22 protein-coding genes and 3 tRNA genes are annotated in these 23791 nt (G+C 42.0%); 11 read left to right on the forward strand and 14 right to left on the reverse strand.

Features of this window, described 5'->3' with window-relative positions; genetic code table 11:
• Window positions 1-70: 70 nt before the first annotated feature.
• The 5 genes from gshA (at window position 71) to HWQ58_RS36810 (ending at window position 5882) form a co-directional block, all read left to right on the forward strand.
• Window positions 71-1210 carry a glutamate--cysteine ligase gene (gshA, locus tag HWQ58_RS36790; protein WP_292873528.1) on the forward strand — a complete coding sequence of 380 codons (1140 nt, stop codon included), beginning with the start codon at window positions 71-73 and terminating at the stop codon, window positions 1208-1210.
• Between the two features lie 392 nt (window positions 1211-1602).
• Window positions 1603-2064 (forward strand): tRNA (cytidine(34)-2'-O)-methyltransferase, encoded by a 462-nt coding sequence (locus tag HWQ58_RS36795; RefSeq protein ID WP_292873530.1) that lies wholly within the window; start codon window positions 1603-1605, stop codon window positions 2062-2064.
• A gap of 791 nt (window positions 2065-2855) precedes the next feature.
• Window positions 2856-5153, forward strand: a complete 2298-nt coding sequence (locus HWQ58_RS36800; protein WP_292873532.1) for a peptidoglycan DD-metalloendopeptidase family protein — start codon at window positions 2856-2858, stop codon at window positions 5151-5153.
• Window positions 5154-5319: 166 nt separating this feature from the next.
• Window positions 5320-5393: transfer RNA gene (locus HWQ58_RS36805), tRNA-Met, on the forward strand.
• Window positions 5394-5726: 333 nt separating this feature from the next.
• Window positions 5727-5882, forward strand: coding sequence for a hypothetical protein (locus tag HWQ58_RS36810; RefSeq protein WP_292873534.1), 156 nt, complete (start codon window positions 5727-5729; stop codon window positions 5880-5882).
• 39 nt (window positions 5883-5921) lie between these two features.
• On the opposite strand, the gene HWQ58_RS36815 is transcribed toward HWQ58_RS36810, so the two are convergent.
• The 4 genes from HWQ58_RS36815 to HWQ58_RS36830 all read right to left on the reverse strand — a co-directional run bounded on the left by HWQ58_RS36815 (window position 5922) and on the right by HWQ58_RS36830 (window position 7518).
• Entirely contained in the window at window positions 5922-6170 is a 249-nt protein-coding gene (locus HWQ58_RS36815; protein WP_292873535.1) for a hypothetical protein, read from the reverse strand.
• A 361-nt stretch (window positions 6171-6531) separates the two neighbouring features.
• Window positions 6532-6918, reverse strand: a complete 387-nt coding sequence (locus tag HWQ58_RS36820; protein WP_292873537.1) for a type II toxin-antitoxin system VapC family toxin — start codon at window positions 6916-6918, stop codon at window positions 6532-6534.
• The gene (locus HWQ58_RS36825) at window positions 6918-7196 is read right to left on the reverse strand and encodes a hypothetical protein (RefSeq protein WP_292873539.1); all 279 of its coding nucleotides are present in this window, start codon (window positions 7194-7196) and stop codon (window positions 6918-6920) included. The genes HWQ58_RS36820 and HWQ58_RS36825 overlap by 1 nt, the downstream gene beginning before the upstream one ends.
• 28 nt (window positions 7197-7224) lie before the next feature.
• Complete coding sequence (locus HWQ58_RS36830) at window positions 7225-7518, reverse strand: hypothetical protein (RefSeq protein ID WP_292873541.1); 294 nt, start codon at window positions 7516-7518, stop codon at window positions 7225-7227.
• Window positions 7519-7833: 315 nt separating this feature from the next.
• Here HWQ58_RS36830 and HWQ58_RS36835 point away from each other — a divergent pair.
• Window positions 7834-7906: transfer RNA gene (locus HWQ58_RS36835), tRNA-Ala, on the forward strand.
• 325 nt (window positions 7907-8231) lie between these two features.
• A complete protein-coding gene (locus HWQ58_RS36840; RefSeq protein WP_292873543.1) occupies window positions 8232-8366 on the forward strand; it encodes a hypothetical protein in 135 nt (44 codons plus the stop codon).
• Between the two features lie 53 nt (window positions 8367-8419).
• Here the strand turns inward: HWQ58_RS36840 and HWQ58_RS36845 are convergent, their stop codons facing one another.
• The 3 genes from HWQ58_RS36845 to HWQ58_RS36855 form a co-directional block, all read right to left on the reverse strand.
• Window positions 8420-9826, reverse strand: coding sequence for a 1-acyl-sn-glycerol-3-phosphate acyltransferase (locus HWQ58_RS36845; protein ID WP_292873545.1), 1407 nt, complete (start codon window positions 9824-9826; stop codon window positions 8420-8422).
• Window positions 9827-9992: 166 nt separating this feature from the next.
• The gene (locus HWQ58_RS36850) at window positions 9993-10439 is read right to left on the reverse strand and encodes a DUF2127 domain-containing protein (RefSeq protein ID WP_292873547.1); all 447 of its coding nucleotides are present in this window, start codon (window positions 10437-10439) and stop codon (window positions 9993-9995) included.
• 277 nt (window positions 10440-10716) lie between these two features.
• Window positions 10717-10789, reverse strand: a tRNA-Ala gene (locus HWQ58_RS36855).
• A gap of 71 nt (window positions 10790-10860) precedes the next feature.
• Here HWQ58_RS36855 and HWQ58_RS36860 point away from each other — a divergent pair.
• Entirely contained in the window at window positions 10861-11775 is a 915-nt protein-coding gene (locus HWQ58_RS36860; RefSeq protein ID WP_292873549.1) for a rhodanese-related sulfurtransferase, read from the forward strand.
• Window positions 11776-11783: 8 nt separating this feature from the next.
• Here HWQ58_RS36860 and HWQ58_RS36865 read toward each other — a convergent pair whose 3' ends face one another.
• From HWQ58_RS36865 to HWQ58_RS36890, 6 genes are all read right to left on the reverse strand, one after another.
• Entirely contained in the window at window positions 11784-13307 is a 1524-nt protein-coding gene (locus HWQ58_RS36865) for an ATP-binding protein (RefSeq protein WP_292873551.1), read from the reverse strand.
• Window positions 13308-13317: 10 nt separating this feature from the next.
• Window positions 13318-15642: a PAS domain S-box protein gene (locus HWQ58_RS36870; RefSeq protein ID WP_366839295.1), complete on the reverse strand. Its 2325-nt coding sequence runs from the start codon at window positions 15640-15642 to the stop codon at window positions 13318-13320.
• A gap of 377 nt (window positions 15643-16019) precedes the next feature.
• Complete coding sequence (locus tag HWQ58_RS36875) at window positions 16020-16616, reverse strand: molybdenum cofactor guanylyltransferase (RefSeq protein WP_292873553.1); 597 nt, start codon at window positions 16614-16616, stop codon at window positions 16020-16022.
• Window position 16617: 1 nt separating this feature from the next.
• Window positions 16618-16995 (reverse strand): VOC family protein, encoded by a 378-nt coding sequence (locus HWQ58_RS36880; protein ID WP_292873555.1) that lies wholly within the window; start codon window positions 16993-16995, stop codon window positions 16618-16620.
• Between the two features lie 25 nt (window positions 16996-17020).
• Window positions 17021-19078: a thioredoxin domain-containing protein gene (locus HWQ58_RS36885; protein WP_292873557.1), complete on the reverse strand. Its 2058-nt coding sequence runs from the start codon at window positions 19076-19078 to the stop codon at window positions 17021-17023.
• 244 nt (window positions 19079-19322) lie between these two features.
• Window positions 19323-19478, reverse strand: coding sequence for a hypothetical protein (locus HWQ58_RS36890; protein ID WP_292873559.1), 156 nt, complete (start codon window positions 19476-19478; stop codon window positions 19323-19325).
• Between the two features lie 477 nt (window positions 19479-19955).
• Between HWQ58_RS36890 and clpP the strand changes: the two genes are divergently transcribed.
• The 3 genes from clpP to HWQ58_RS36905 all read left to right on the forward strand — a co-directional run bounded on the left by clpP (window position 19956) and on the right by HWQ58_RS36905 (window position 21682).
• Window positions 19956-20567, forward strand: a complete 612-nt coding sequence (gene clpP, locus HWQ58_RS36895) for an ATP-dependent Clp endopeptidase proteolytic subunit ClpP (protein ID WP_292873561.1) — start codon at window positions 19956-19958, stop codon at window positions 20565-20567.
• 165 nt (window positions 20568-20732) lie between these two features.
• Entirely contained in the window at window positions 20733-20933 is a 201-nt protein-coding gene (locus HWQ58_RS36900) for a hypothetical protein (RefSeq protein WP_292873563.1), read from the forward strand.
• A 275-nt stretch (window positions 20934-21208) separates the two neighbouring features.
• Window positions 21209-21682: a hypothetical protein gene (locus tag HWQ58_RS36905; RefSeq protein WP_292873565.1), complete on the forward strand. Its 474-nt coding sequence runs from the start codon at window positions 21209-21211 to the stop codon at window positions 21680-21682.
• A 408-nt stretch (window positions 21683-22090) separates the two neighbouring features.
• Here HWQ58_RS36905 and HWQ58_RS36910 read toward each other — a convergent pair whose 3' ends face one another.
• Window positions 22091-22978 carry a hypothetical protein gene (locus HWQ58_RS36910; protein WP_292873567.1) on the reverse strand — a complete coding sequence of 296 codons (888 nt, stop codon included), beginning with the start codon at window positions 22976-22978 and terminating at the stop codon, window positions 22091-22093.
• Window positions 22979-23791 lie beyond the last annotated feature (813 nt).

Below are 23791 nucleotides of genomic sequence, written 5' to 3' on the forward strand. Positions count from 1 at the left end.
CTTAAAGATAGATTCAGAGATTCGTCTTGTTCGATACAATTTATAGGTAGAGAGAGCCGAGGAGAACAAGGTGGTCTTATTAAAAGGCTTTGAGATTGAGATATACACTGGCACGCCTCAAGGTGAAATCGTCGGTCTCTCCGACAAAATTGTTGCGGCTTTGGATGGATTTATGCGCGAACCAGATAGCCGCAACGTTGAATACATCACTCAACCATCTCACAATTACGAAAATTTATTGTGTGCTTTGCTGCGTCCTCGGCGGGAGTTGCGAAACTACCTCAATCGTTTGGGCGATTACACCTTAATACCAGGGAGTACTTTATCTTTGGGTGGGGGCGATCGCTTTCTCCGTTCCGATCCAGCAAACCCATATCATGATTACATTGAGAACACCTACGGCACGAAAGTAGTTACCGCTAGCGTACACATAAATATAGGCATCAGCGATCCAGAAGTATTAATGCGGGCGTGTCGAGCGATCCGTATGGAAGCGCCCCTATTTCTCGCCCTCAGCGCCTCATCTCCCTTCTTGGATGGCAAAACTACTGGCTATCACTCCACCCGTTGGGGCGTCTTCCCACAAACGCCTAGCCATGTCCCCTTATTTGCCAGCCACGCCGATCATATCCAGTGGGTGGAAGATCAACTCCTTGCCGGAACCATGCAGAATGTGCGGCATTTGTGGGCATCGGTACGACCAAATGGCGATCGCCGTCCTTATGACCTAAATCGCCTAGAATTGCGAATTTGCGATTTAGTCACAGATCCTATTGCCTTACTAGCAATTACTGCCTTGTTAGAAGCACGTTTGTTGCAAATAATCGAAAATCCCAGCATCGATCCGTTAACCCAAAGTACTTTCTCTGCTGAAGAACTTGTGACTCTGACTGCCGACAACGAAGCTGCTGCTGCTGCTAGTAGTCTCGATGCTCAGTTGAGACATTGGCAAGATGGTAGAAGCATCGTAGCGAGAGATTGGATTGCCGAAATGTACCAAGATGTTTGGGCGATCGCCAAGCAACAAGGTTTTAGCTGTTTCCTTTCCCCTTTGCACAAAATTCTCCGCGAAGGCAATGAAGCTCAACAGTGGTTGCAGTTACACGCAGTCGGTTTTGACACCCACCGCGTCATCACTCAGGCTATTATTGCCACCCAAGAGCGCGAAATTGAACTCGAAGACAAATTATGTTCGTCTCTGCTGGGTTAACTCAAAAGCCATTGGGGATTGGGCAGAGGGGCAGGGGGATGATAAAGATGACGGGGACAGGGGAGAATTATTGAACAAGTTTTTTCCTTGTCTCTTCCCAATGCCCCATGCCCCCATCTCCTGTCTTCATACAAATGATAGATTTTATTGCAGTCACTACCAGCCCTAAAATACATAAGTACTTACTTTTTCTACACAAAACTTAATATTTACTGATTGTAGCCAAATACCCTCTCAGGCATTGCTCTGGGATGATTTGTACTTCGTTTTAAAAATCTAATCGGTTGAGGATGCTTGATTATTATTAACAAAACCTATGAATAGCCTCTATCTTTTGGTAGATTTAACATTGGCAATAAATTGTTTTATACAATACGTAAATTGTACGGATAATGCCTCAGGTAGTTTTAGTTAACCCGCAGATACCTCCTAATACAGGTAATATTGCCCGTACTTGTGCAGCTACGGGTACAGAATTGCATTTAGTTGGGCCTTTGGGGTTTGAAATTAGCGATCGCTACCTCAAAAGAGCCGGCTTAGATTACTGGCCTTATGTCAAACTACACTATTACGAATCCCTCGAAGCCTTTAAGACCGTACATCAGGAGCGTGGCGGCAGATGGTTGGGTTATACGGTTGGTGGAAATTGTAATTATGTAAGCTTTCAGTTTCAACCTGATGATTGGCTACTGTTTGGTAGTGAAACCACGGGCTTACCACCAGCAATTCTGTCAGATTGCGATGCTACTCTGTATATTCCCATGAGCCAAGCGGGGGTTCGCAGCTTGAATCTGTCAGTAAGTGTAGCGATTGGCTTATTTGAAACTCGTCGTCAGTTAGGCTATTTACAATAGTTGTTTACATTGATGATTATAAGTGTATTTACTTATAACCTTTCCAGAAACCTATTAGACAATTTATTTGTGACTGCAAAAATTTTCTTGGTGACAGCAAGAAGATGTAAAACAATATACCAAAAATTGGGTTTGTTCGCAAAATGTAGTGGAAGATACTTACAAGTATAGTAAGGTTATTATAAGAAATTTGTATATGAAACTTGGGATATTGCCAAATTTGAATGATAGATTTTGATGAATTTAAAACATCCTAAACTAGGAACAAAATTGCTAAAATCCAGTCATGTCTTACATTTGAGCTATTTTGGCTCAATAAAGGACAGAAATCAGCCCAAAAGTAGTCGATAGTTAATACGGTTGTTTTTTAGGGAATAATCAACGTAAAGTCTCGTGTTGAGAAGACGGATGAGGTAGAAATATCTTGAAGATATCTACAGCAGGGGGCATAACTTTTCCAGAAGTCGCCGCAATTTAATTTTCAGCAGCGACTTGGACTTGGCAAATAGTTTGTCCAGTCTCCGCGATTGACGCAAGACAAACGCGGATAATGGTAAAGAGTAAAATCGTCCTAAGTGGTGTTAGGAGTGGTTCGGACAAGTAAACACAGCAAAATTTAAGTTTTGCTAACAGATGTGAACTTGTTTAAATCAGAGAAGCAGGTTAATCTTGCGTAAGCATCTCTGGTGAATGTGATCTCGATCTATCGTTTGTTGTGATCTAAATCATTGACTAGTATCCAACTGAAAAATCGAGGTCAGTTAAGCGCTAGTGATCATAGGAGGTCGTCTTTGAAACGAGCATTGAAAAAGAGAGTAAAAGCTGTGTTGAACAATACCCCCAGCAGCGATGATGCCCCGGTAGAACTGCTAAATGTGATGAATCCAAAAATTAATAGCCGGGTGCGGACAAAAGCGGCGATGATTGGCTTGGCAATCTCTATGGGAGCAACCAGCCTTTTGGTGACTCGACAAAGCGATCAAGCCCAAGCAGCGGTGCCAGTAGGCAGCCAAAAGGCGACCTCAACAATTCCTGCTGTTCCTGACACCAAGGTGAAATTCGCCTCCACTAAGCTGGAGTCCCAAGCAGTCTCATCAGCGAGCGTGCCGGAAAATCCTGTAATCGTGGAACCAACGGCAGTCTCACAAGTGCCTGGGCTTGAAGCTAAATGGCAAGTCGCGGCAAGTGGAATATCTTTGCAAGTTCCTGCATCAAACACGTTTTCTCGAACAAACGCAGGTTATAAAAATTCCACTTACCTGAAGCCCAAAGTGGCACAGGGATTGAACAATACCTTAGCCGAAACTAGTTTTCCAACAGTCAATAATCTGTCTGACTATAGTGCTGATAGTACAAACGCATCACTAACTGCCCAGCCACAAATAGTGGCAACGTCAACCGCAGCCAACAGTGAAATAAATGCACAACTTAAGGCGCAACAAGAGTTCGCACTAAATCGCTTACAAGAAAAATCGAACCGTTTAAGAAAAAGTCTGGCGCAGTTACAGTCTGGAGAGACCAAAAATTTATCACAAGCTGATATAGAATTGGCGCAGCCGACAACTGTGGTTCAGAAGACTGCATTAGCAACCCAGTCAGACACTTCTAGCGATGCAAGCCAAGCGAACCTGATATCGAGGTTAAAACAGAAGACACAGATAAGTGCATCTGTACCAGCGGCGCCAATAGTGATTGCCTCCTCGACACATACAGCCTACGAAGTTAAGCCTGGAGATACACTAGCAGCGATCGCCAGCAGATACAACACTTCAGTATCAGAACTAGTTAAAGCAAATAATCTCAATAATCCCAATGAACTGCGAATTAGTCAAAAACTAGTTATTCCTGCTGTTCAAATTCCTGCTGTTCAAGTTGAAGCAACTGTAGCGAGTCAGCCCACTTTTGTAGAGTCTAGCAAAACTCCTCATGTTGCCACCTCCCCTTTGAATATTGGTAGTGCCAACTCATATCTACCTAGTTCACAATCACCAACTATTGCAGACAACAGTAGCGTTGCCGTCCCTACACCGGTAACTGTACAGATTCAGGCAAACAGTGCGACTGACTTAGAAACTGCTCCCCCTACAGCTAAGTCTTATGGCATCGGTGGTGATATTCCAGCGCCACAAGCTTTTGCCGAAATGCAACAGCCTAATACACCAGCAAATAGGGTAGCAAGGGTAAACAATAGCAATAATGACCGTTTGCGGGGCTTACAAGCGGAAATCCAGAGGTTACAGCAGAAATATCGCGCTCAACAGTCTGGTAATTTAGTTGTGCCAGCAGCAGCGATTGAAGCTAATAATGCTGCTATGCTCACTCCTATTTCTACGCCCAATAATTTCAGTGTACCTAACCCTGCATCTAGACCAAATAGTGTAGCAATACCAATTCCAGTTCCGACACCGATTCGAGGTAACTATAGCGTTCAGCCAGTTAAGCCCCAATTCCAGACTACTGTACGTGCTACCGAAGCAATAAACCCAGAGTTCTTGCCTAATCTAGGTTCTGCTAGTCAGTGGACTCCCTCTGGCACTCAATCTGCCACAAGGGTTGCAACGCCTTCTAGAAGAGTAAATGCCTCTGACTCTTTAGGAAAGATGCGAGGAACCACAGTTTCTCCACAGATAATGCCGCCTTTAGCAGCAGTGGATCAATATCTACCCAGACCCATTGACGAACTTACACCTCCTCCATCTACTTCAACCTTGGCTTATATCTGGCCTACGAAGGGTACTCTCACTTCTGGCTTTGGTATGCGCTGGGGAAGACCCCACAAGGGAATTGATATTGCTAACTCCACTGGCACGCCAGTTGTTGCCTCAGCTGACGGTACAATAGAGAAAGCTGGCTGGAACAATGGTGGTTACGGCAACCTCGTCGAAATCCATCATCCTGATGGCAGCAGCACTCGCTATGCTCATAACAGCAAGATTCTGGTGCAACCGGGTCAACAGGTACATCAAGGAGAAACAATTGCTTTAATGGGTACTACTGGTCACAGCACTGGCCCACATAGCCACTTTGAAATTCATCCATCAGGCAAGGGTGCTGTTAACCCAATAGCCTTTTTACCACAACGCCTGTAATTCTTAGTTGTCTGTAACTAAATTATTGCCTTGTTAGTTGAGGGAGTTTACCTCCCTCTTCAGCTTCTTACTACCTCAACAGGAATAGAAATTCTAACAAAATTGCAAAATGGGCTAGTCTTGAGCAAATTTCTATGCTATACTAATTAATTATTTTGAATAACATGGCTCAGTAGCTCAGTTGGTTAGAGCACGGGACTCATAAGCCTGGGGTCGTTGGTTCAACTCCGACCTGAGCCACTTTAAAAGTAGAATAACATAAGGGTTTCAGCTTGTAGTTGTACATTCACAAATTAGATGTCGCCATTCACACATTAATGTCGCTCTTTCACTAATTGATGTCGCAACTCATTCGAGATAACCGTTCACAAATTAATGTCGCCAGGTTAGAGACTAAGGGACTTGCAAAGAAATAAAATACCAGTCATTCGAGAAGATATGAAGTGCAAAACTGCCCGCGCTTGTACTAAAGCAAATGCAGTCCGATAGAGCGGTGTTGGGCTGCCTTAGAAAACTATTGGAATGGCGCGATTTTAGATTCTCGTTGAAGCCCCACTCAACTGGGCTTCCAATATGACATGGAAAGGGATTGCACCCATTGTACATCGGGTTGAAACTACCTATGAAAAAGGAATTAAGGTTCTCTCACAAGATTTAGAACAATACCAACCTTTCTGGCAACGTTCTGAAACATTACCCAAATGGGATATCACGATTGTCCCAGTTTGACTAGGATCTTATTTTATTGCAAGTCCCTTATGAATAAAGCTAAGGCTGAAGGCAAAACAGCCTCAGAATTGATCGTGGGATGGATTCGTTCACTCCTTGTGCGATCGCTTGTAATAGTACTTGTTGATTTTTGAGGCGTGGTAAGTACAGGTAATACGCTAAGTACTCCCACAACTTTTTAAGGTCGAGGTCGTTTACATCGCGCCATAGATATGGCTCGAGGGCTTCCAAGCGCAGGCGGCTGGCGGCATAGTTAGCAATCATTTCCCCTGGTTGAACACACCCCAACTTGATCCGATGATCTTCTACACCGCTATTGGCTGCTCTCAGAGTAAGCTGTTACGCATTTAATTTGTATATTTAATCGTGAGAGTTGTCATTGGTCATTGGTCATTAGTCATTTGTATTTCAAAGTCCAGATGACCAATTGACGTAAGGACGGTCTGAATGCAAAAATGTACAACCTAGACGCGCATCAGCTTAGGAGCAGAACCAATAAAGTAGGCAGACCCAAGAGGGATTACTCTTACAAAATTGCGATGTCTACGACGGGCTACGCCTACGCACCAAAAAACAATTAGCAAATGAAGTAAACCTGTAACAATTATTCTAGAGAAAGCTAGAGTTCTGAAATTTTGGCATATTTGAGCTACCCGAAATCATCAGAGAATAATGGCACATCATAAAATTTAAACTTTTGGTCTACTGTAATTATTGTTAAACCTTCTACCAAAGCTTGAGCAATTAACATCCTATCAAAAGGATCTTTATGGTGTAGAGGCAAATCAGCAACTTTTATTCCATGTGCTAATGTCATAGACAAAACCTCAAACCGACTGAAGCGCAAAGCCTCCTCTAAATTACCAGGAGCAATTAACTTTCCTAAAGACTGTTTAATTGAAATCTCCCAAGCACTAATCGTACTGACGAAAATTAAATTTTCAGGATTAGTAATTACCTCTCGTACCCGATCTGAGAATTTAGAATCATTTTCTAAAAACCACAACAAAATATGAGTATCTAACAAAAAACTCACTACTCATCCCCATAAAATGCTGCAATTACTTCTTCTGGAGTCTGATCAAAATCATTAGCAATCTTAACTTGTCCCTGCCAAAAACCCGCAACTCTTGGCTTTAAGGTATCATTTAAATCAGCTTTAGGAACTGTATGCTCAGGTCGAGTCAAAGGCAAAAGTTTTGCCAAAGGGACACCCTGATGAGTTAGGGTAACTTCAACATGATTTTGGATATCTGACAATAAATCAGCTAAATTATCAGATAAATCAGCAATATCAAAAGTTTTTGGTGACATTTTGCTTATGCCCTACTGATTACCAGCATTATAACCAATAAAATCTACCCTTATCGAACTCTTGTTCTTGCTTAGGATTAATAGGTATTGGCCAGCGAAGGGATTTATAAAGTTCTAAGAAGCGATACAAATCAAAAGCAGACTCCAACAAGCTACAGTAGACACCTGCCGCATCAACTGTCCAGTAGTAAGCAAATATTAACCCTAGTAACGCAGCAGGAACAGCCCACCAAGCCCAAACAGTCCATACGATAAACAGCAAACTCCAGAGCCAAAAAATTAACAAAAACCCCGTGTAGCGCTCTTTAATCACTCTCACCACAGTAAAAACATATAATCCTTGTTACGCAGGAGTTTCAGGCAAAATACATATTTCTGACCATAATGTTAAAAAATAAAGCTTCAAACCCAAGTGTTGTATGAAGTTTAAATGTTGCCTGAGATTTTTATTTCCCCAGAGTGACCCAAGAGCGGTAGCAAGGCTTTTGTCGGTTCAAGTTAGCGACATTAATTTGTGAATGTACATAACTTAATATAGTTGTCTTGACTTAACTTACATAAACTTGCATAATGATTAAGCTAACATAATTTATAGAACTAATTAGTAAGCTTAAAAAACTTACCTACTAAGGGTTCTGGGGTTATAGCGCAGTTGGTAGCGCACCTCAATGGCATTGAGGGGGTCAGCGGTTCGAATCCGCTTAGCTCCATTATTAAAACCTACAACCTACTTACTCAAATGCGACAACAAGCACTAGTTGTCCAAAAAGGTCACTTTATGCTTGTCAATTGTCGCACAACGGAGAGGGAGAGGAAGGCAAGGAAAAGCATAGAAGAAATGATTGCTCGATGGCTCGAAGCAAATTTAAGTTAGCATTTGCCTAATTGGCATTGCATCTCTTGCAATGCTGTACGGGCTTCTCTGTATCTTAAGTATCCTGGTGGCATACTCCTGTGTTCTGAAACGCAGGCTTGAGACGAATATGCTCCCTGATTGTGTAAAGATTTCTCAGGGGTAAGCTGCCTTGATTAGTAATGCTAAAGCATTGGCGATCGTCAGCTCAAGCCTCTTGTCAGCCTGTAGCAGAATGGCGATCGCTCCTGGCGTATCCAGCTGAGTTTGCTCCTGCTGCTGATGAACAACCTCAAGTGCCACAGCCACAACCCTAAAAGTAACTCGCGTGGGGATTCCCGTCTACAGACCACTAAGCAATGGGGAAAAATCAAGCAATCATCTTCTCTAAAGCGATTTGCAAATCTTTTGTCAAATCGGTCACAGCCTGTCTAGACGCTTGGCGATCGCCCTGACAATTTTTGAAGCGTTCTGTAACTGAAATTGGCTCCCCCACAGTGATTTGTGTCTGTCGCAAACCTAACCGAGGTCGCCCCGGAAGTGTTGTATCCTGAATTCGAGAAAGCATATCGAATACAAGCAAAGCTGTTTCTGCAAACCGTTCCGCCGTCGGTTGTTCCTGAATATAAGTAGCTGTGACTGCAACAAAACTTTCCACTATCCGCATGTGCCGCATTCGCAAGTCGGCTTCTTCTGCAATCCAGTCTGCCAAACCGCGTTTGAAAGGTGCTAAAGCATTGATATCTGGCAAATCTTCTCGGTAAATGTAACTCCAGCCAGCCTCTTCTAAACGGCGACAGCGGTCAATAAAATTACCCTGCGCTTGAACTTCAAAATATTGCTCGGTAACTTGTAAAGCCTTATCCAGTAAGCGATGGAGTCGGGCAACTAATACCTGATTAGCACTCTTCAATTCATCAGTTGAGATGGTTTTTGGAATGTCTTGATGATAGAAGCGACGATAAAACTCTTCCATCTCGGTAATCAGATATTCAGCTAACCTACAGAGGCGTTGATAGTAAATCTCTTGGCACTCGCCCGAATCAATTTCCAAAACTTTCAAGCCACTATCAGCTTCTAACTTACTCAACAACCAATCTATCTTAGACCAAGGTGGCTCAACGTAGCGATACTGGATGGCGATCGGTACAACGATCACAGTCTCAGAACGGTTAGCTTTTTCTAAGTCTTCTACACACCAGAACCCCATTTGAGCAACGCCAGGTTCTAAGGGGCTAACAATGCCACTATGACCATTAGTACCGCCTTCCGGCGCTACTGCGATCGGAAATTCGCCATTAGCAAACAACTCCCTTGCATTTTGGATAGCTTGCCGATCTAGTCGCCTACCGCGACGAACCGGTACACCCCCCAGCAGAGAGAACAGCCAACCTAGCCACTTTCCAGCCCAAACTGTCATACCTCGGTCATAGAGAAAATAGCTGTGAACCAGGGATTTTAGTGTAATACCTTTTTGACGAGCAACTTGTGGCACAATCCGAGAAAGCAAATACAGCATACAGAGAGGATCTTCCACCTCTGGGTGGCGAAATGCCAACAAAAAGCGAATTTTTCCAGCTTGAAATTGTTGATAGAGTTCAGCTAATACTTCAACATTCTTGGCTTCAACCTTGACAATCCCAGCCGGTAGCCAAGGGCGAGTACGAAACCGTAGTGCGATCGGCAGTAACCACCGAAAAATCTGGAGTACCAGCAGATTCAACCGTTGGGGAATAAATTTCAATGGTGGTTGAGTAGATTGAATCGATCTAGGCAAGTCGCTCTCCAGATTGTATTTCTAGCGATTGTACAACGTAGGGTCTTGGTTTTGCGTAAACCCTGAGCCTTTTGTGGTCAAGCTTTTTAATCACTATGTTTGGCTCTGTTGGTTCCTTAGCACTCCTTAACTTTTCAACGATAGACCCTAAGTATCGAATCAAAAATTAGTTGGGATGTTTAGGAAAATTTCGGAATAAATAGCCAAATACAGCTAAATTTAACACAAAAACTAATGTTTTGATCGGAGATATTCCCCGAATTAGTTCATAAATCTCTGGTAGAATACTGATACCGACAAGTCCCAATACTAAGACATGTGCCCAACGCTTTTCGTACCATAAACCAACGGCTTCAATAGCAGTAACAATAGCATAGATTCCGGTTCCGATACCGCTAAATGCCAGAGTTCTAGGATTTAAGTTAACAACTTTCTTTAAAAGCCAATCAATAATTATCGATTTACCTTCTAAAACATAATTTTCTGAAAACGCCTCTAGAATTTGATAATTTTTTAATGTCAATAATAAAGCGATCGAAGTAACCATAAGCAGCAAGGCGGCAAATGATTTGTAGAGAACAATTGCCACTAACCCCAATGGACGCTTTTCCAAACAACCCCCTAAGTATAGATAAGTCAAATTTTGAACGATCAAAATTACCTGAGTGCTGTCAAGTCAGAGTTCACCTCCTTATCCAGAGATTCTTCTAACTAAGTACGGCTTTGAATCGGTGCAATGGATGCAATACCATACTTTCCTCTCCCCAAACCCCTTGCCTAACAAGGAAAATAACCCCACTATTTGATAATAAATAGGATTTTAATTAATTTAAATGTGCGTAGGCTAGCAAGAACCGCAGGCATAGCACATTTTAATCAAATATTTCTAATGGAGGTTAGCGGACTCGAACCGCTGACATCCTGCTTGCAAAGCAGGCGCTCTACCAACTGAGCTAAACCCCCATAAACTTAAAATAGTAGATAACTTTGATTACCGTTGTTATTGTAACTTATATTGTTCTACTACCAAAGGGATGAAGCCAGAAAAGATCCAAGTTGTCGCAGCACTGTATAAATTTGTTAAGCTGCCAGATTTTACCAAGAAACGAGATCCTCTGCTGTCTTACTGCCAAGCGCAAGGTGTCAAGGGGACGATTTTGCTGGCACTTGAAGGGATTAACGGTACAATTGCCGGTTCGCGTCAGGCGATTGACTCAGTTCTCTGGTTTCTGCGTTCTGACCCCCGTCTAGCAGACTTAGAATCCAAAGAGTCCTATACCGAAACCCCACCCTTTGACCGGATGAAGGTGCGGTTAAAGCAAGAAATTGTCACTTTGGGGATGCCAGAAATCGACCCAAATGAGCAAGTTGGCATTTATGTCAATCCCCAAGAATGGAATGATTTAATTTCCGATCCAGAAGTAACCGTGATTGACACGCGCAATGATTATGAAGTGAAGATCGGTACTTTCCAAGGGGCAGAAAATCCCCAAACTGAATCATTCCGCGAATTTCCCGATTATGTGCGCCACCATCTCGACCCAACTAAACACAAAAAGGTTGCTCTGTTTTGTACAGGCGGCATTCGCTGTGAAAAAGCTTCATCCTTCATGCTTGCCCAAGGCTTTGCAGAAGTCTATCATCTCAAGGGCGGCATTCTGAAGTATTTGCAGGAAGTTCCAGCACAAGAAAGTTTATGGGAAGGAGAATGTTTTGTTTTTGATGAGCGGGTAGCCGTTAGTCATGGGTTGGAGGAAGGAAGTTATGAGTTGTGTCTCTGTTGTGGCCGTCCGATTTCTGAGGAAGATAAAGTGTCTCCAAAGTATAAGCAAGGTATCTCCTGTCCCTATTGTTTTGATAGCCTCACCGAAGAGAAAAGAGCGCGTCAGCAGGAAAAATGGCGCCACTACCAAACCCAAGTTGGTAACAAAAATCAGGATGTAAGTTGAAGAAGAATTTATAATTCGGAAGCTTCAGTCAAGGATAATTCGGAATTTAAGGGCAAAATTACCGTAAATCTAGTACCAACTTCAACTTCGCTTGTGACACTGATTTGACCCCTATGAGCATCGACGCACCTTTTAACGATTACTAACCCCAATCCAGTACCCTGAATTGATTTGACATTTGAGGCTCGGTAGAATGATTCAAACAGTCGAGCTTGGTCTGGTTCGGGAATGCCCATACCTCGATCTTGAATGTAAAAAGTTGCTACTTTCTCAATTTGATCGCATATTAAATCAAACTGAATCTTGCCACCTTGGGGAGAATATTTAACCGCGTTTGAGAGAAGATTTGCAAACAGGTAATGTAAAAGTCCTTCATCCATTACAGCGGACGTATTCTCACTATGACAGGTAAAAACAATTTCACACACGCTGCTTTTAACAATCAAAAATTCTTCAATTAACTCTCGACAAAATTGCTCTAGGTTAAGAGGAGCAGGGTTGAATATGAGTTTTTCTGCTTCCGCTCGACCCATAAACAGCACTTCTTCCATAAGTTTTTCCATAGATTGCACAGCGCCTTGAATTCGCTTTAAATAGATGCCTCTTTTTGTATCTGTCAAATTTGCTCCTTGCATTTCCATGAGTTCTACTGCGGTTTGAACAACAGTTAGGGGATTACGGAACTCATGAGATACAGTAGAGATAAATAAGGATTTGAGACGATTAAGTTCTTGCTCCTTCTCTAATGCCTGCTCTAGCAATTTTGTTTGGCGTCGTTCGCTAAGATCCCAAAAAACAACTACTACACCATTTATCTGGTCAGATCCTTGCTTTAATGGTGAAGCACTATCGCCAATTGGAACTCTTTTGCCGTTTTTTGTAATTAGAGATGTGAATTCCCCTAAATAAACAACCTGTTGCTCCCGCAGCACTTTTGTCACAGGATTTTCTAATGTTGTCTCTGTCACTTCATCGACAATATGAAAAATCTTCGCTGCCTCATTTCCTAAAGCATCTTTTTGCTGCCAGCCGGTCAGTGCTTCAGCTGCGGGATTCATGAATGTCATCTTTCCCTGCTCATTAGTAGCGATTACAGCATCACTCATTGAGTTTAAAAGGATTGCTAACTGATCTCGATTTTCCCGCAGTTCACGTTCTAACCGGTGTTTTAACAGACCAATCTCGATCGCGATTTTTAAATCTTTTGTAGTAAATGGTTTAACGATGTATCCGAAAGGTTGGGTAATTTTGGCTCTTTCTAAAGTATGATCGTCGCCATAAGCGGTTAAATAAATTACAGGTACATCTAACTGCTGGCGAATCTGAGTGGCGGTAGCAATACCGTCCATATCACCTTTAAGAATAATATCCATTAATACTAGTTCTGGTTGAGTTTCCAATGCCTTGGCAATGGCAACTTTTCCAGATGAAGCTGTACCCGTAACAATGTATCCTAGTTGACTAAGTTGACTAGCAATAGTTCTAGCTACAATCACTTCATCTTCAACGACTAAAATCCTAGCTTGACCCATTTGATATTTATTAATGCAAAGTTAACTGCGTAAATTTTATTTTGAATACTGTTCCACGATCGCGTTTTAAAGTAATATCGCCTTCTAGTTGTTCTGTAACCAAGTCATGTACTAACGATAGACCCAAAGAATCAGTATTTCTCCAATCTAAATTATCTGGTAAACCAATCCCATTATCTCGGATAGTCATTTCGATACTGTTGCCAGTATTGTGTAAAGCAATACTGATTTTGCCTACTTGTTGATTGGGAAAAGCGTGTTTGAGGGCATTGGAGATTAATTCGTTAATCACCAATCCACAGGCAATAGCTTGATCGACATTCAAGCTTACTGAATCTATATCAGTTTCTAGAAAAATTTTACCAGGACATATTTGATAGGAAATTAGCAAGCTGGCTGCTAAATTACTGATATAGTCAGCGACATCAATTTGTCCGATATTAGCGGAAGTATATAAATTTTTGTGAATTAGAGATATTGACTCAATTCGATTTTGACTCTCTCGAAGAACTTTGATTATTTCCGGGTCTTTGAGTGTTTGAGACTGAAGTTGTAATAAACTGGAGACAATTTGCAAATTATTTTTAACTCGATGATGAACTTCTTTTAAAAGAACTTCTTTTTCAGCTAAGGCCGTTTTTAACTTGATTTGAGCTTTTTGCCTTTGAACAAGTTCAGTTTGAGCTTGCTCTAAGATGCTGGATTGTTGAATTGCGATCGCTAATTGGACTGTCACTTGATCGAGCAAATCTAATTGATTTTCTTCCCACTCACGAAAACCAGAGCATTGGTGAGCAATCAGTAAACCCCAAATGTAAGAGCCAGGGTTTTGAGAGCTTACTTCTAGCAAAATGGGCACAACTAAATTTGCTTTCACCTCAAACTGTTCTAACAAGCTAATATGGCAATCAGTTAGTCCAGCTTCATAAATATTAGCGATCGCTCGTTTGCGTCCCTGATAATATTCCACTCCTGCACCTGTTTGAAAACACGTATCATGAATCTGTATACCCAAAGAAACCGTCCATCCAGGTTCCACCGATTCCGCCATAATTGTGCCGATCATCTCTGAGTCAAACTGATAAACTAAGACTCGATCAACCCCAAGTAAATCTCGCACTTCTTGAACTGTTGCATTTAGAATATCTTGAAGATTCAAAGATTGACGAATCCGTTGAGAAACAGTTCGCATCAATTGCTCCCGCTCGGCTTGGGCTTTTAGAGCTAGTTCAGTTTGCTTACGTTCTGTGATATCTTGCCCAATACCAATAATTTGACCATTTGAAAGGTAAACATTAGTCCAAGACGTATCTAGTAAACGACCATTGCGCATCTGAGTTCTAAAGTCACCCCAATTGCGTTGTGCAGACTGCATAAAATTAATTACATGCTGTCGATATTCAAGATTAGGATATAACACTTCCAAGACATTACGAGTTTGGAAATCTTGAAATTTCCAACCGAGAATATTTTCCCATTCTTGGTTGACCCATTGGAGCTTGCAATTAGGACCAACTAGGGCAATCATCAATGGTATGCTCTCAAAAATTATCCGCAAAAACTCATTTTGTTCTTGGAGTTTTGTTTCGGCATTTTTGCGGTCATTGATATCATTGAATACCGTTAAAATTGCTGATTCATTGTTAAATTTAAAATACTGTAAAGAAGCGATCGCCCAGAAACGAGTTCCATCTGCTTTTTTTAATTGCAGTTCATAATTATGAATAAAACCTTGCTGATTAAGAACTGTCAACAGTGCTTCTAAATCTGTTATATTATGATACAATTCTCCAATTTGTTTGCAATTAACTAAATACTCTGGAGAAAACTGAAATGTTTGAAGCAACCCTGTATTAGCGTATAAAATCAACCCATCAGACACACGCGAGATAATGAATGGAACAGGAATGGCTTCAGAAATAACTCGAAATCTAGCTTCACTGTGTTGAAGAGTTCTTTCTATTTGTTTGTGTTCTGTGATGTCTCGTATATGAACTAAGCGAGCCTGATAACTGCCATAGTCTATTGTCTGTGTGAAAATTTCAACATCAATAATCTGTCCGTCTTTTCGCTGATGTCGCCATCGACCAGTAAAATCTAAATTAGAGTGCTTTTGTTCTAAATATTCAAGGAAGATAGGCACGTCTTCTGAAGGGTGAATGTCAGTTATTCGCATTTGCAAGAACTCTTCTCGTGAGTAGCCGTAGTGAATAACAGCAGTTTCATTTACATCTAAAAATTGTAGATTATGCTGGTTATATACCCACATAGGGGTGGGATTTTTGGAGAAAAGTAAATTAAAGCTCCTTTGGCTTTCATTTTCAGGAAATAGCATTGGTGGTTATGTGATAAAAGTTTTTATTATGTACTAATTTTAATGAGTTTAAATCTCAAATAACCAAGACACGTTAAACAATTCGCAATTCGCTTTTTCGCCCATTCGCAATTACGTTTTGTGATAGCGAAGCGTTAGCGACGTAGGAGCGTTTGGGGATTTAGACCCCAACAGCAAAACAAGCTTTGGCATTGGGGATGGGGTCTTAAACCCCTTTTAGCAAAGATAAATCGCATCTCTACATCAGGGTTTTGGGCTGATCTGAACTGTGTTGAACTATAGAGGTGAATTAGAGGTGAATTCAAATCATCCGAAAAATGACTTTATAACCAGAGTTTCCGCAGGTTCAGTTCACGATTAAGTCCCCATTCCCCAACTCAACTTAAAGCCAAGTCTTCTGGTGTATTACAGTTAAACAGCATTTCTGGTTCTGCTAAGGGCAAAACTTCTACAGGATATTGCCGAAGCCACTGTTGAAACGATCGCTCCCGTTGGTTGATAAACTCTACGAGTTGTGGCAAACAGCGACGGCGATAGAAACCACACAGAGGTTCCCAGCCTTTTGGATGACAAGCTAAAGCCGCGATCGCATTATCCCCTACACTATCAAGTCTACTTGCCCAATCTTGCAACACCTCAACCCGCAACCTCGGTAAATCGCAAGCTAGCAACAGCACCCAATCTGTCTGTACTTGGGCTAGCCCTTGAGCAAATCCAACTAAAGGCCCGTGGGCTAAAGATTCTCCACACAAAGGCACTTCTCGGATAAACTCACAACCAGGCAAAAGCAAGTCTTGATAGCGTTCCGGCCAGGGAGTTACTACATAAACAACAGCAACACAGTCTTTAGCAATCCCACAAACTCGCTGCAACAACGGCACTCCTTGAATGGGAATCAAGGCTTTATCCTGACCCATCCGAGAACTCTTACCGCCGGCTAAAACTATGGCGGTTAATTTGCTTCGGGTAGTCATGTTAGTTTTTTGGCTCAAAAAACGTAATGCACACACCAGCTAGATCAATAATCGCAAACTCCTTCATTCCCCAAGGTTTCGTTTGCAGCTGACCGTTGGGATGAATAATTTGTCCGCCTAGTACTTGAAATTCCTGATAAAGTTGCTCAATACCATCAACTTTGATCCGAAAAGTTGTCCATTCCGCTAGGTGTTGATCATCATTTTTTTGCAGAAAAATTTCTGCAAAGTCGCGTTTGATAATTGCCATAGTGACCGGATCGCCTTCTTTATAGATTGTTGTAAAACCAAGTAGTTCATAGAAAGCGATCGCTTTTTCCATATCGCCACCAGCAGGAATAATAGGACTGATGTTTCCAAGTACAGGCGGTTTATTCATGGTTATGCGTCTGATGTTGCCAAAATTATCCTCTATTCTGACTTTTCTGGACTTGTTGTAATAAATGCTCTACACTTTCTGCTGGTGCAAGACACTTCAAACCTTGGCAAACTAACCCAACGCTTCCCTCTGGTAAATCAGATGTGATGGCAAACACAGCCACCGGCAGAAACTTGGGGATCAGCGAGTTTATTTGCTCAGTTGTGCTGCGAATCAAAGTAGAATTACGATACCAATCCAAAGCTGTAAACAAGCTGGGACAAGCTTGGGGAGCGCGATGCATTACACTTCTAAAAGCTTTCAAACCAAGTTCCGCTAAATCCAAATAATCTAGATTATCGGTGAGTAGAGCCAGACGGACAAGGTTAGCGATCGCAATTCCATTGGCTGATGGTGTGGCATTATCTGCATAACTGCGCTCTCTAACAATTAAATCTTGACTAGAATCGCTTGATGTGTTATAGTAACCACCTAATTCTACACTCCAGAGAAATTCGTTAAATTCATCTTGGATAGTGATCGCATTTTCTAACCATTGCTCATGCTCAGGGTTGGAAGCTTGTAAATCTAGCAAAGCTTTAACAAACAAAGCATAATCTTCAGACTGCGCTAAAACGGTTGGTTCTCCTTGATAGTTGAGTCTCTGGAAACGCCCATCGACAAACTGATTTTCCAAGATAAAATTCGCCGCTCGTGCTGCTAATTCCAGGTACAAAGGTTGTTGGAAAACCCCAGCAGCCCTAGCCAGCCCAGAAATCATCAAACTATTCCAGGCGACAATCATTTTCGTATCTGTCACCGAGGGAATGCGACCTGGCCAGTTAGTAGTTTTTGCTTCCTGGTTGTTCCGAGCAGCAGGAAAAGTTTCTAGTGACTCAGAATTAACGCCATAACGAGCGGTAAACAATTTACTCAGTGGCGTTTCCAGCGTTGCATTCAGTTGACCTGAATGGTGTCTTTGCAAAACATTACGTCCTTCAAAGTTGCCGTTAGGCGTCACCGTAAACTGTTGTTGTAATTGGGTTAATTCTTCAGGCGTTAACAGTTGTTGTAATTCGCTGTAACTCCAGACGTAAAAGGCTCCTTCTTCTGGTTCTACCGCCGTGGATTCAGTGAAGCTATCGGCATCTTGAGCAGCATAGAAGTAACCTTCAGGCGCAGTCATTTCCCGCTTCAGCCATTGTACAGTTCCAGCAACCGCCCTCTCAAAGGCTGGCTCTTGTACTCCTGCACTCCATAAAGAAGCCAGATACTCGACAATCTGTCCATTGTCGTAGAGCATCTTTTCAAAGTGGGGTACTGTCCAAGTCGGGTCAACAGTATAGCGGTGAAAACCACCGGCTACATGGTCATAAATGCCGCCCAGCGCTAAGTCTAGTCCCCGTTGGGTACAAACTTGCTTGCCATCATAGCGAGATTCAAAATTAAATCGAGTTCCCCGCAGTGCTAATTCTGTGTAGGGAATCATCGGAAAACTATTGCCAGATTGACTAGGAGTAATTACGCCTGTACTGGTTTCCCAACCTTGGCGGAGTAATTCCTGGTCTTCAAGCTCGGTTGTTGTACCGTCTTGCAACACCGCAGACGTGAGCAGAGACTCAACAATTAAGGCTTTACGTTGTTGTAAGTCCGCTTTTTCTGTATCGTAATAACGGCGAAGCGCTTGCAACACCTGCAAAAATCCCGGACGACCATAGCGCGGGTCTACAGGGAAATAAGTACCAGCGTAAAACGGTACTAAATCTTCTGGGGAAAGAAAAATATTTAAAGGCCAACCCCCTTGACCGCTCATCATCTGCAAAGCTTGCATATAGATGCTATCGAGGTCAGGTCTTTCTTCCCTGTCTACTTTGATGGGAAGATAATTGGTATTCATGTAGTCAGCGATCGCAATATCAGAAAAAGCCTCGCCTTCCATGACAGTACACCAGTGGCAACTAGAATAGCCAATGGAGAGAAAAATCGGTTTATTTTGCGCCCTTGCAGTTGCAAGTGCTTCATCACACCAAGGCCACCAATCAATTGGGTTTTCGGCGTGTTTGCGGAGATAGAGGCTCTTAGCTTCAGCAAGGCGATTAGTCATAATCAAACGCAAGTTAGTTTGCCTTCTTTGCTCAGTCTACCCTGTTCTCAGGAGTGTGAGCCTAGACAGCTATGTACATTAAGTTAAGAAACTCAATGAGCAAATTATCCCTTTGCTTTTAATCTCGCCTAAGTAAGTGTAAAAAATTGCAGTTTTGTAGTCAGCGCTAACTACAAGGGAATCATCATTTATATAATTTTATGTACGCCGACTTACTGACACTTGTGCAACTTATGAAACATTCTTATTGAAAAGATCGCAATAGCAAGCTAACAATATTTGGTGGCGTTTCTTGCATAGGTGCTGCTGTCTTTGTTTGCATTAAAGTATTTGGGCTAAGTCCTGCTATCAGATGGAGCAAGAAGGTGATGATGGCGGCTTGTATAAGTTTTTCCAGCATGGCACGTCTCTCTCTGAATGGATAGCATTTCAACTACGACTGGTTATTCTAAATACACCTCGTACTCCCGATTTACCGAATCTAACAAAAATAACTTGATAAATGCCGAAGGAAATTCTAAAAAAATGTTTAAAATGTTACTGATAGTTAACATAATTCCCTAAGCAAATCGGATTTCGGTTATCGGTCTAATCAATATATCGCCAAGGTTGTGCAGCAAAGTCCGAGATATAAGATTGGCGACAATTGAAGTTTTTTGATTTATTCTTCTCTAAACCGGGATATTCTCTTAGACAGCTTTTGTCGCTAAAAAGTGTCCTTAGAAGTTAAATTTATTGCAAAAACACATTTTGCTCCTTTGTTGAATAAGACAGAATAGCCAAGATTTACTTATATCACCTGGGAATAGTAGAGATCAGCCCCAGTTTCGTGCTGTCACCGATAAAATGTATTTAAAGTAGCCACAAACACGCTTCCATGATTCCTATCGTTATTGAACAATCGGGTCGAGGTGAACGCGCCTTTGACATCTACTCACGGCTGTTACGTGAGCGCATCATCTTTTTGGGACAACAAGTTGATAACAATATTGCCAACTTGATTGTTGCCCAACTGCTGTATTTGGATGCTGAAGACCCGGAGAAAGACATTTATATGTACATCAATTCTCCCGGTGGTTCGGTGACGGCTGGTATGGGCATTTTTGACACTATGAAACATATTCGCCCTGATGTCTGTACAATTTGTACCGGATTGGCGGCGAGTATGGGTGCTTTTCTCCTCAGCGCGGGTGCTAAGGGTAAGCGGATGAGTCTACCCCATTCTCGGATTATGATTCATCAACCTTTAGGTGGCGCTCAAGGACAGGCGACTGATATTGAAATTCAGGCGCGGGAAATTCTGTACCACAAGCGGCGGCTAAACGACTATTTAGCCGAACATACAGGTCAACCAATTGAGCGAATTGCTGAAGATACTGAACGTGACTTCTTCATGTCACCAGAGGAAGCCAGGGACTACGGTTTGATTGACCAAGTGATTGACCGTCACTCCGCTGGTAGTCGCCCAGCAGTTGCTGTTCTTAATTAATAGTCACGATTGGTAAATGGTGATTTACCACTTTTAATTTCCTTAAACCCTAAAAATAACCCTTCTTCATAACTGAAGAGGGGTTATTTGAGTTCAAAAGTTGATTTATGTTTAATGTGAATTAAGTGTTGAAACCCTTGTAATTGCGTTGATAATTCCAAAATTATGATCTTGGACAATCTCAAAACCCTTACGGTACAAGAGGCGTTTTTAATTCACATCAGGCGTGATTTAGAAGTTCAAAACCCGATTTTAAAGGGTCAAGATCCCATTTGTCGAGATGAAGGTAGTCTTGATCCGGTAGCAGATATTGAAGAAATTCCAACTTTTAATTGTCTCAAGATACACATTTCGATCCTGACATAGGATCACCAAAAGTTGGGAAGAACCATAATTTGTCGCTCTACAATAGCCTCAAAACTAGTTTGCTGGAGTAAATCAATGTTATCAAAACAGACTTTTTGTGACTAAATAATACCAAGCAATTTGAATTTTATTTTTAACTTCATACTATTAAAGTCTTTTTCAGACTGTATTTTTTTTATTAAAAGCTTAGTTTAGATTTAGGTTACAAACACACCAAGTCATTTTGTACAGTGTGTAATACCAAAAATCAATCATTTATCTTCAGGAAGAACATCATGAATTGCTTCAAATCGAGTCTCAAGCTAACGTTGCTAACTTTATTGACTTGTGGATTGGTTTCTCCAGCTTTTGCGACACCCGATAACGACAATAGCATTTTTGCAGCGGATTTCGAAGGGAATTTGAATAGTGGTCAAGGATTTCTTCAGATTAAAGGCGATGTGACCACCACCGATGACTTAGAAGACTTTAGAAAAGTGCTACTCACCGGGCGCTCTAACTTACGTTTAAAACTGGAAGGCGTTGCCCCGAACGGAGGACGGACAGATTTATTATTAGTTAGGGATTCAAACAACAATGGTCAAATTGATCGCAATCAAGGCGAAGTGATTGGCCAAAGTCGCGACTCATTTTCCCACCAAATTACACGCCAGTATCTAACCGCAGGAGATTACTTCGTCATTATCCGGAGCAGACAGTTTAGCTCAAATAAAGTTCAGTATCAAGTCAGTGCAGATGCACGGGTATAGTCAATCTTGTAAACTCGCCGATTAAAAGCGCGATCGCGCTTTTGATCTTTCTCGACTTAGGAGGGTATTTTTTCCTCGTTAACCCTAACTTACCAATTGTCTACTTTGTCAATGCATAAGTTCTAGACGAGTCTAATTCTGGATAGCCCAGGTGCGGCACAATTTCAATTCGCACACGAGGCATAATCAATGACAGTTTTTATTTCCGCTCAAATAATACTATCTTTGGCAACTTCGTATTAGTTATTATTATAATTTATGCAAAAATTGCTAAAAAGCTTAATTTATCGAACCGCCTTCTGGTGCGTCGGCTTCCGCCAACGCGCAGCGTATCGAAGAGAAGCAGCGCCGAGAATTCGTAGAGTGTGCGTAAGTCCTAATTACAAATGGAAAATGACTAATGACTAACTAAAATCCCGCTATTGGATCTGGCTGAGATTGTAAGTATTTGAGGAATCCGTGTAATTCTTCTTCAGTCAGCAAAGTCCGCCCGCGCTTACCGTAGGTTTCAATCAGATGCTCCCGTCCCTGTTCTGGTGTCCAACCTAAACGCTGAAGTTCGACATCTGTTTTAGCAATTACATCTGATAAATCCACGGGTTCAGCTTTTTTCTTTCTCTTTCCTGTCACTGCCGGGGTAGTGACATTTTCTTGAGGGCTGTAACTCCGGGGTGTAAATGGTGTGACATTGTTGGCAGAAATTGCCGGAAAGGTTTGATTTTCTGGCTGGTTATCAAAATTTATTTCCAAGTTCTCAACTGGAGGATTGAATTCTAGCTCCCGGTTGGCAGTCATAGGAAAGTTTTGACCTAAATCCTGGCTATAGGTATCGTTTGATAGGGGCGCAGCATTGCTGTAGCCGTACTGTTCGTTACTGCTTGTTACTACTTCTGGTTTGATGTTCCGTTCTTTGGAAGGCGGTATAGATATTTCTTTATCGCTGACTGCTGACCACTGACTACTAACAAAATCCTCATCTTTTGCAGAGGAATAAGCAGCAGGCTCACTCAATCCACCTTTAGTATTCAAGTCAGGATTTAGCTGTGCTAGAGAAACTGGATTTGAGGTCAACGCTACTGATTCTGGTGGCGCGTTTGTAATACCCAAAACTATCAGCGCCCTGGTTCTGGCTTGGTCTTCTGCTGCTTCTACTGTTTCTGCTGCTGCCATACCCGTAGCACGGGTTACACCTTCAATTTGCACGCTTGCCCGAACAATATATTTTCCTTGAAAAATTTGCACTAATTCAGAAATCAAACTGCCTTTGGGATACAAGCTCTGGAATTGAGCCAACATAATACTGCTACCAATCTAAATATTTTTAATAACGGGGTTGATACTGCCTGTATGTTCAAGCGAGATCGGCTGCCCTTACTTTAATTTACATCCACTCGATACTCAGGATGCCTGCCAATATTGCATTTATTCATTTTTAATTGTTTACTATGTGTCATCAGTTTCTTGGCAGACGATGAGTAGGTATAATTCTCTGCTCTGAGCGATCAAGGTGATATTCTTGCTTTGCCTGGTGTCCTAATTGTAGCAGTAGCTCTTTTTTGACGAAATTTTTGGTCAGTGCTAACTTATCTGGGTAGTCTTGCTTGCAATGCTATACTGATTACCCAAGTCTATATCTAGAACTATTTTCTGGAAGTGCCCTCTAAATCTACAATAATGGAGATAAGGTTCGCCCTCGCTGCTTATTAAGCTGCTTACCTAATTGTTACCGATTCTACATGTGGGAAAATTGGGTTCACCAGCAGTTCCTCCTAGTTAAAAATCAGAGTCTAATGGCGTAAAATTACCTTCTCTCTAGACAATCAAACACCTGTAGTTTCCACGCCACTTGACGGCAGTTGCTCCACTTGGGGAGACCCCAAGACCGCACTGCCTCCTCCACTTGGGGAGACCCCAGGATGGCAGTGGCTCCCGTGCATAGCGCTTTTGGGCAGTATGGATTCTCTAACCCAGCTTCTCAAAAACCCGTCGCGTAATTAACTAGCGGGGCTAAATTTTAATTAGGCGTGCAATCTTAAGTTTGGTTAGGTGAAGGGACTTGAACGCAGGCGAATTCTGAGAGCATCGTGCAGTGAGAAGTTCGTAAACGCC

This window comes from Nostoc sp. LPT, from assembly GCF_017115165.1.
In the GTDB taxonomy this organism is placed as follows: Bacteria; Cyanobacteriota; Cyanobacteriia; order Cyanobacteriales; family Nostocaceae; genus Nostoc.

Bases quoted from the DNA above. Each gene is read 5' to 3' on its own strand.
- HWQ58_RS36865 (WP_292873551.1), bottom strand. From the start codon at position 13,307: ATGGGTCAAGCTAGGATTTTAGTCGTTGAAGATGAAGTGATTGTAGCT.
- HWQ58_RS36810 (WP_292873534.1), top strand. From the start codon at position 5,727: ATGACATGGAAAGGGATTGCACCCATTGTACATCGGGTTGAAACTACC.
- clpP (WP_292873561.1), top strand. From the start codon at position 19,956: ATGATTCCTATCGTTATTGAACAATCGGGTCGAGGTGAACGCGCCTTT.
- HWQ58_RS36890 (WP_292873559.1), bottom strand. From the start codon at position 19,478: ATGCTGGAAAAACTTATACAAGCCGCCATCATCACCTTCTTGCTCCAT.
- HWQ58_RS36910 (WP_292873567.1), bottom strand. From the start codon at position 22,978: ATGTTGGCTCAATTCCAGAGCTTGTATCCCAAAGGCAGTTTGATTTCT.
- HWQ58_RS36860 (WP_292873549.1), top strand. From the start codon at position 10,861: ATGAAGCCAGAAAAGATCCAAGTTGTCGCAGCACTGTATAAATTTGTT.
- HWQ58_RS36795 (WP_292873530.1), top strand. From the start codon at position 1,603: ATGCCTCAGGTAGTTTTAGTTAACCCGCAGATACCTCCTAATACAGGT.
- HWQ58_RS36885 (WP_292873557.1), bottom strand. From the start codon at position 19,078: ATGACTAATCGCCTTGCTGAAGCTAAGAGCCTCTATCTCCGCAAACAC.
- HWQ58_RS36905 (WP_292873565.1), top strand. From the start codon at position 21,209: ATGAATTGCTTCAAATCGAGTCTCAAGCTAACGTTGCTAACTTTATTG.
- HWQ58_RS36870 (WP_366839295.1), bottom strand. From the start codon at position 15,642: ATGCTATTTCCTGAAAATGAAAGCCAAAGGAGCTTTAATTTACTTTTC.
- HWQ58_RS36840 (WP_292873543.1), top strand. From the start codon at position 8,232: ATGCTAAAGCATTGGCGATCGTCAGCTCAAGCCTCTTGTCAGCCTGTA.
- HWQ58_RS36880 (WP_292873555.1), bottom strand. From the start codon at position 16,995: ATGAATAAACCGCCTGTACTTGGAAACATCAGTCCTATTATTCCTGCT.
- HWQ58_RS36875 (WP_292873553.1), bottom strand. From the start codon at position 16,616: ATGACTACCCGAAGCAAATTAACCGCCATAGTTTTAGCCGGCGGTAAG.
- HWQ58_RS36900 (WP_292873563.1), top strand. From the start codon at position 20,733: ATGATCTTGGACAATCTCAAAACCCTTACGGTACAAGAGGCGTTTTTA.
- HWQ58_RS36825 (WP_292873539.1), bottom strand. From the start codon at position 7,196: ATGTCACCAAAAACTTTTGATATTGCTGATTTATCTGATAATTTAGCT.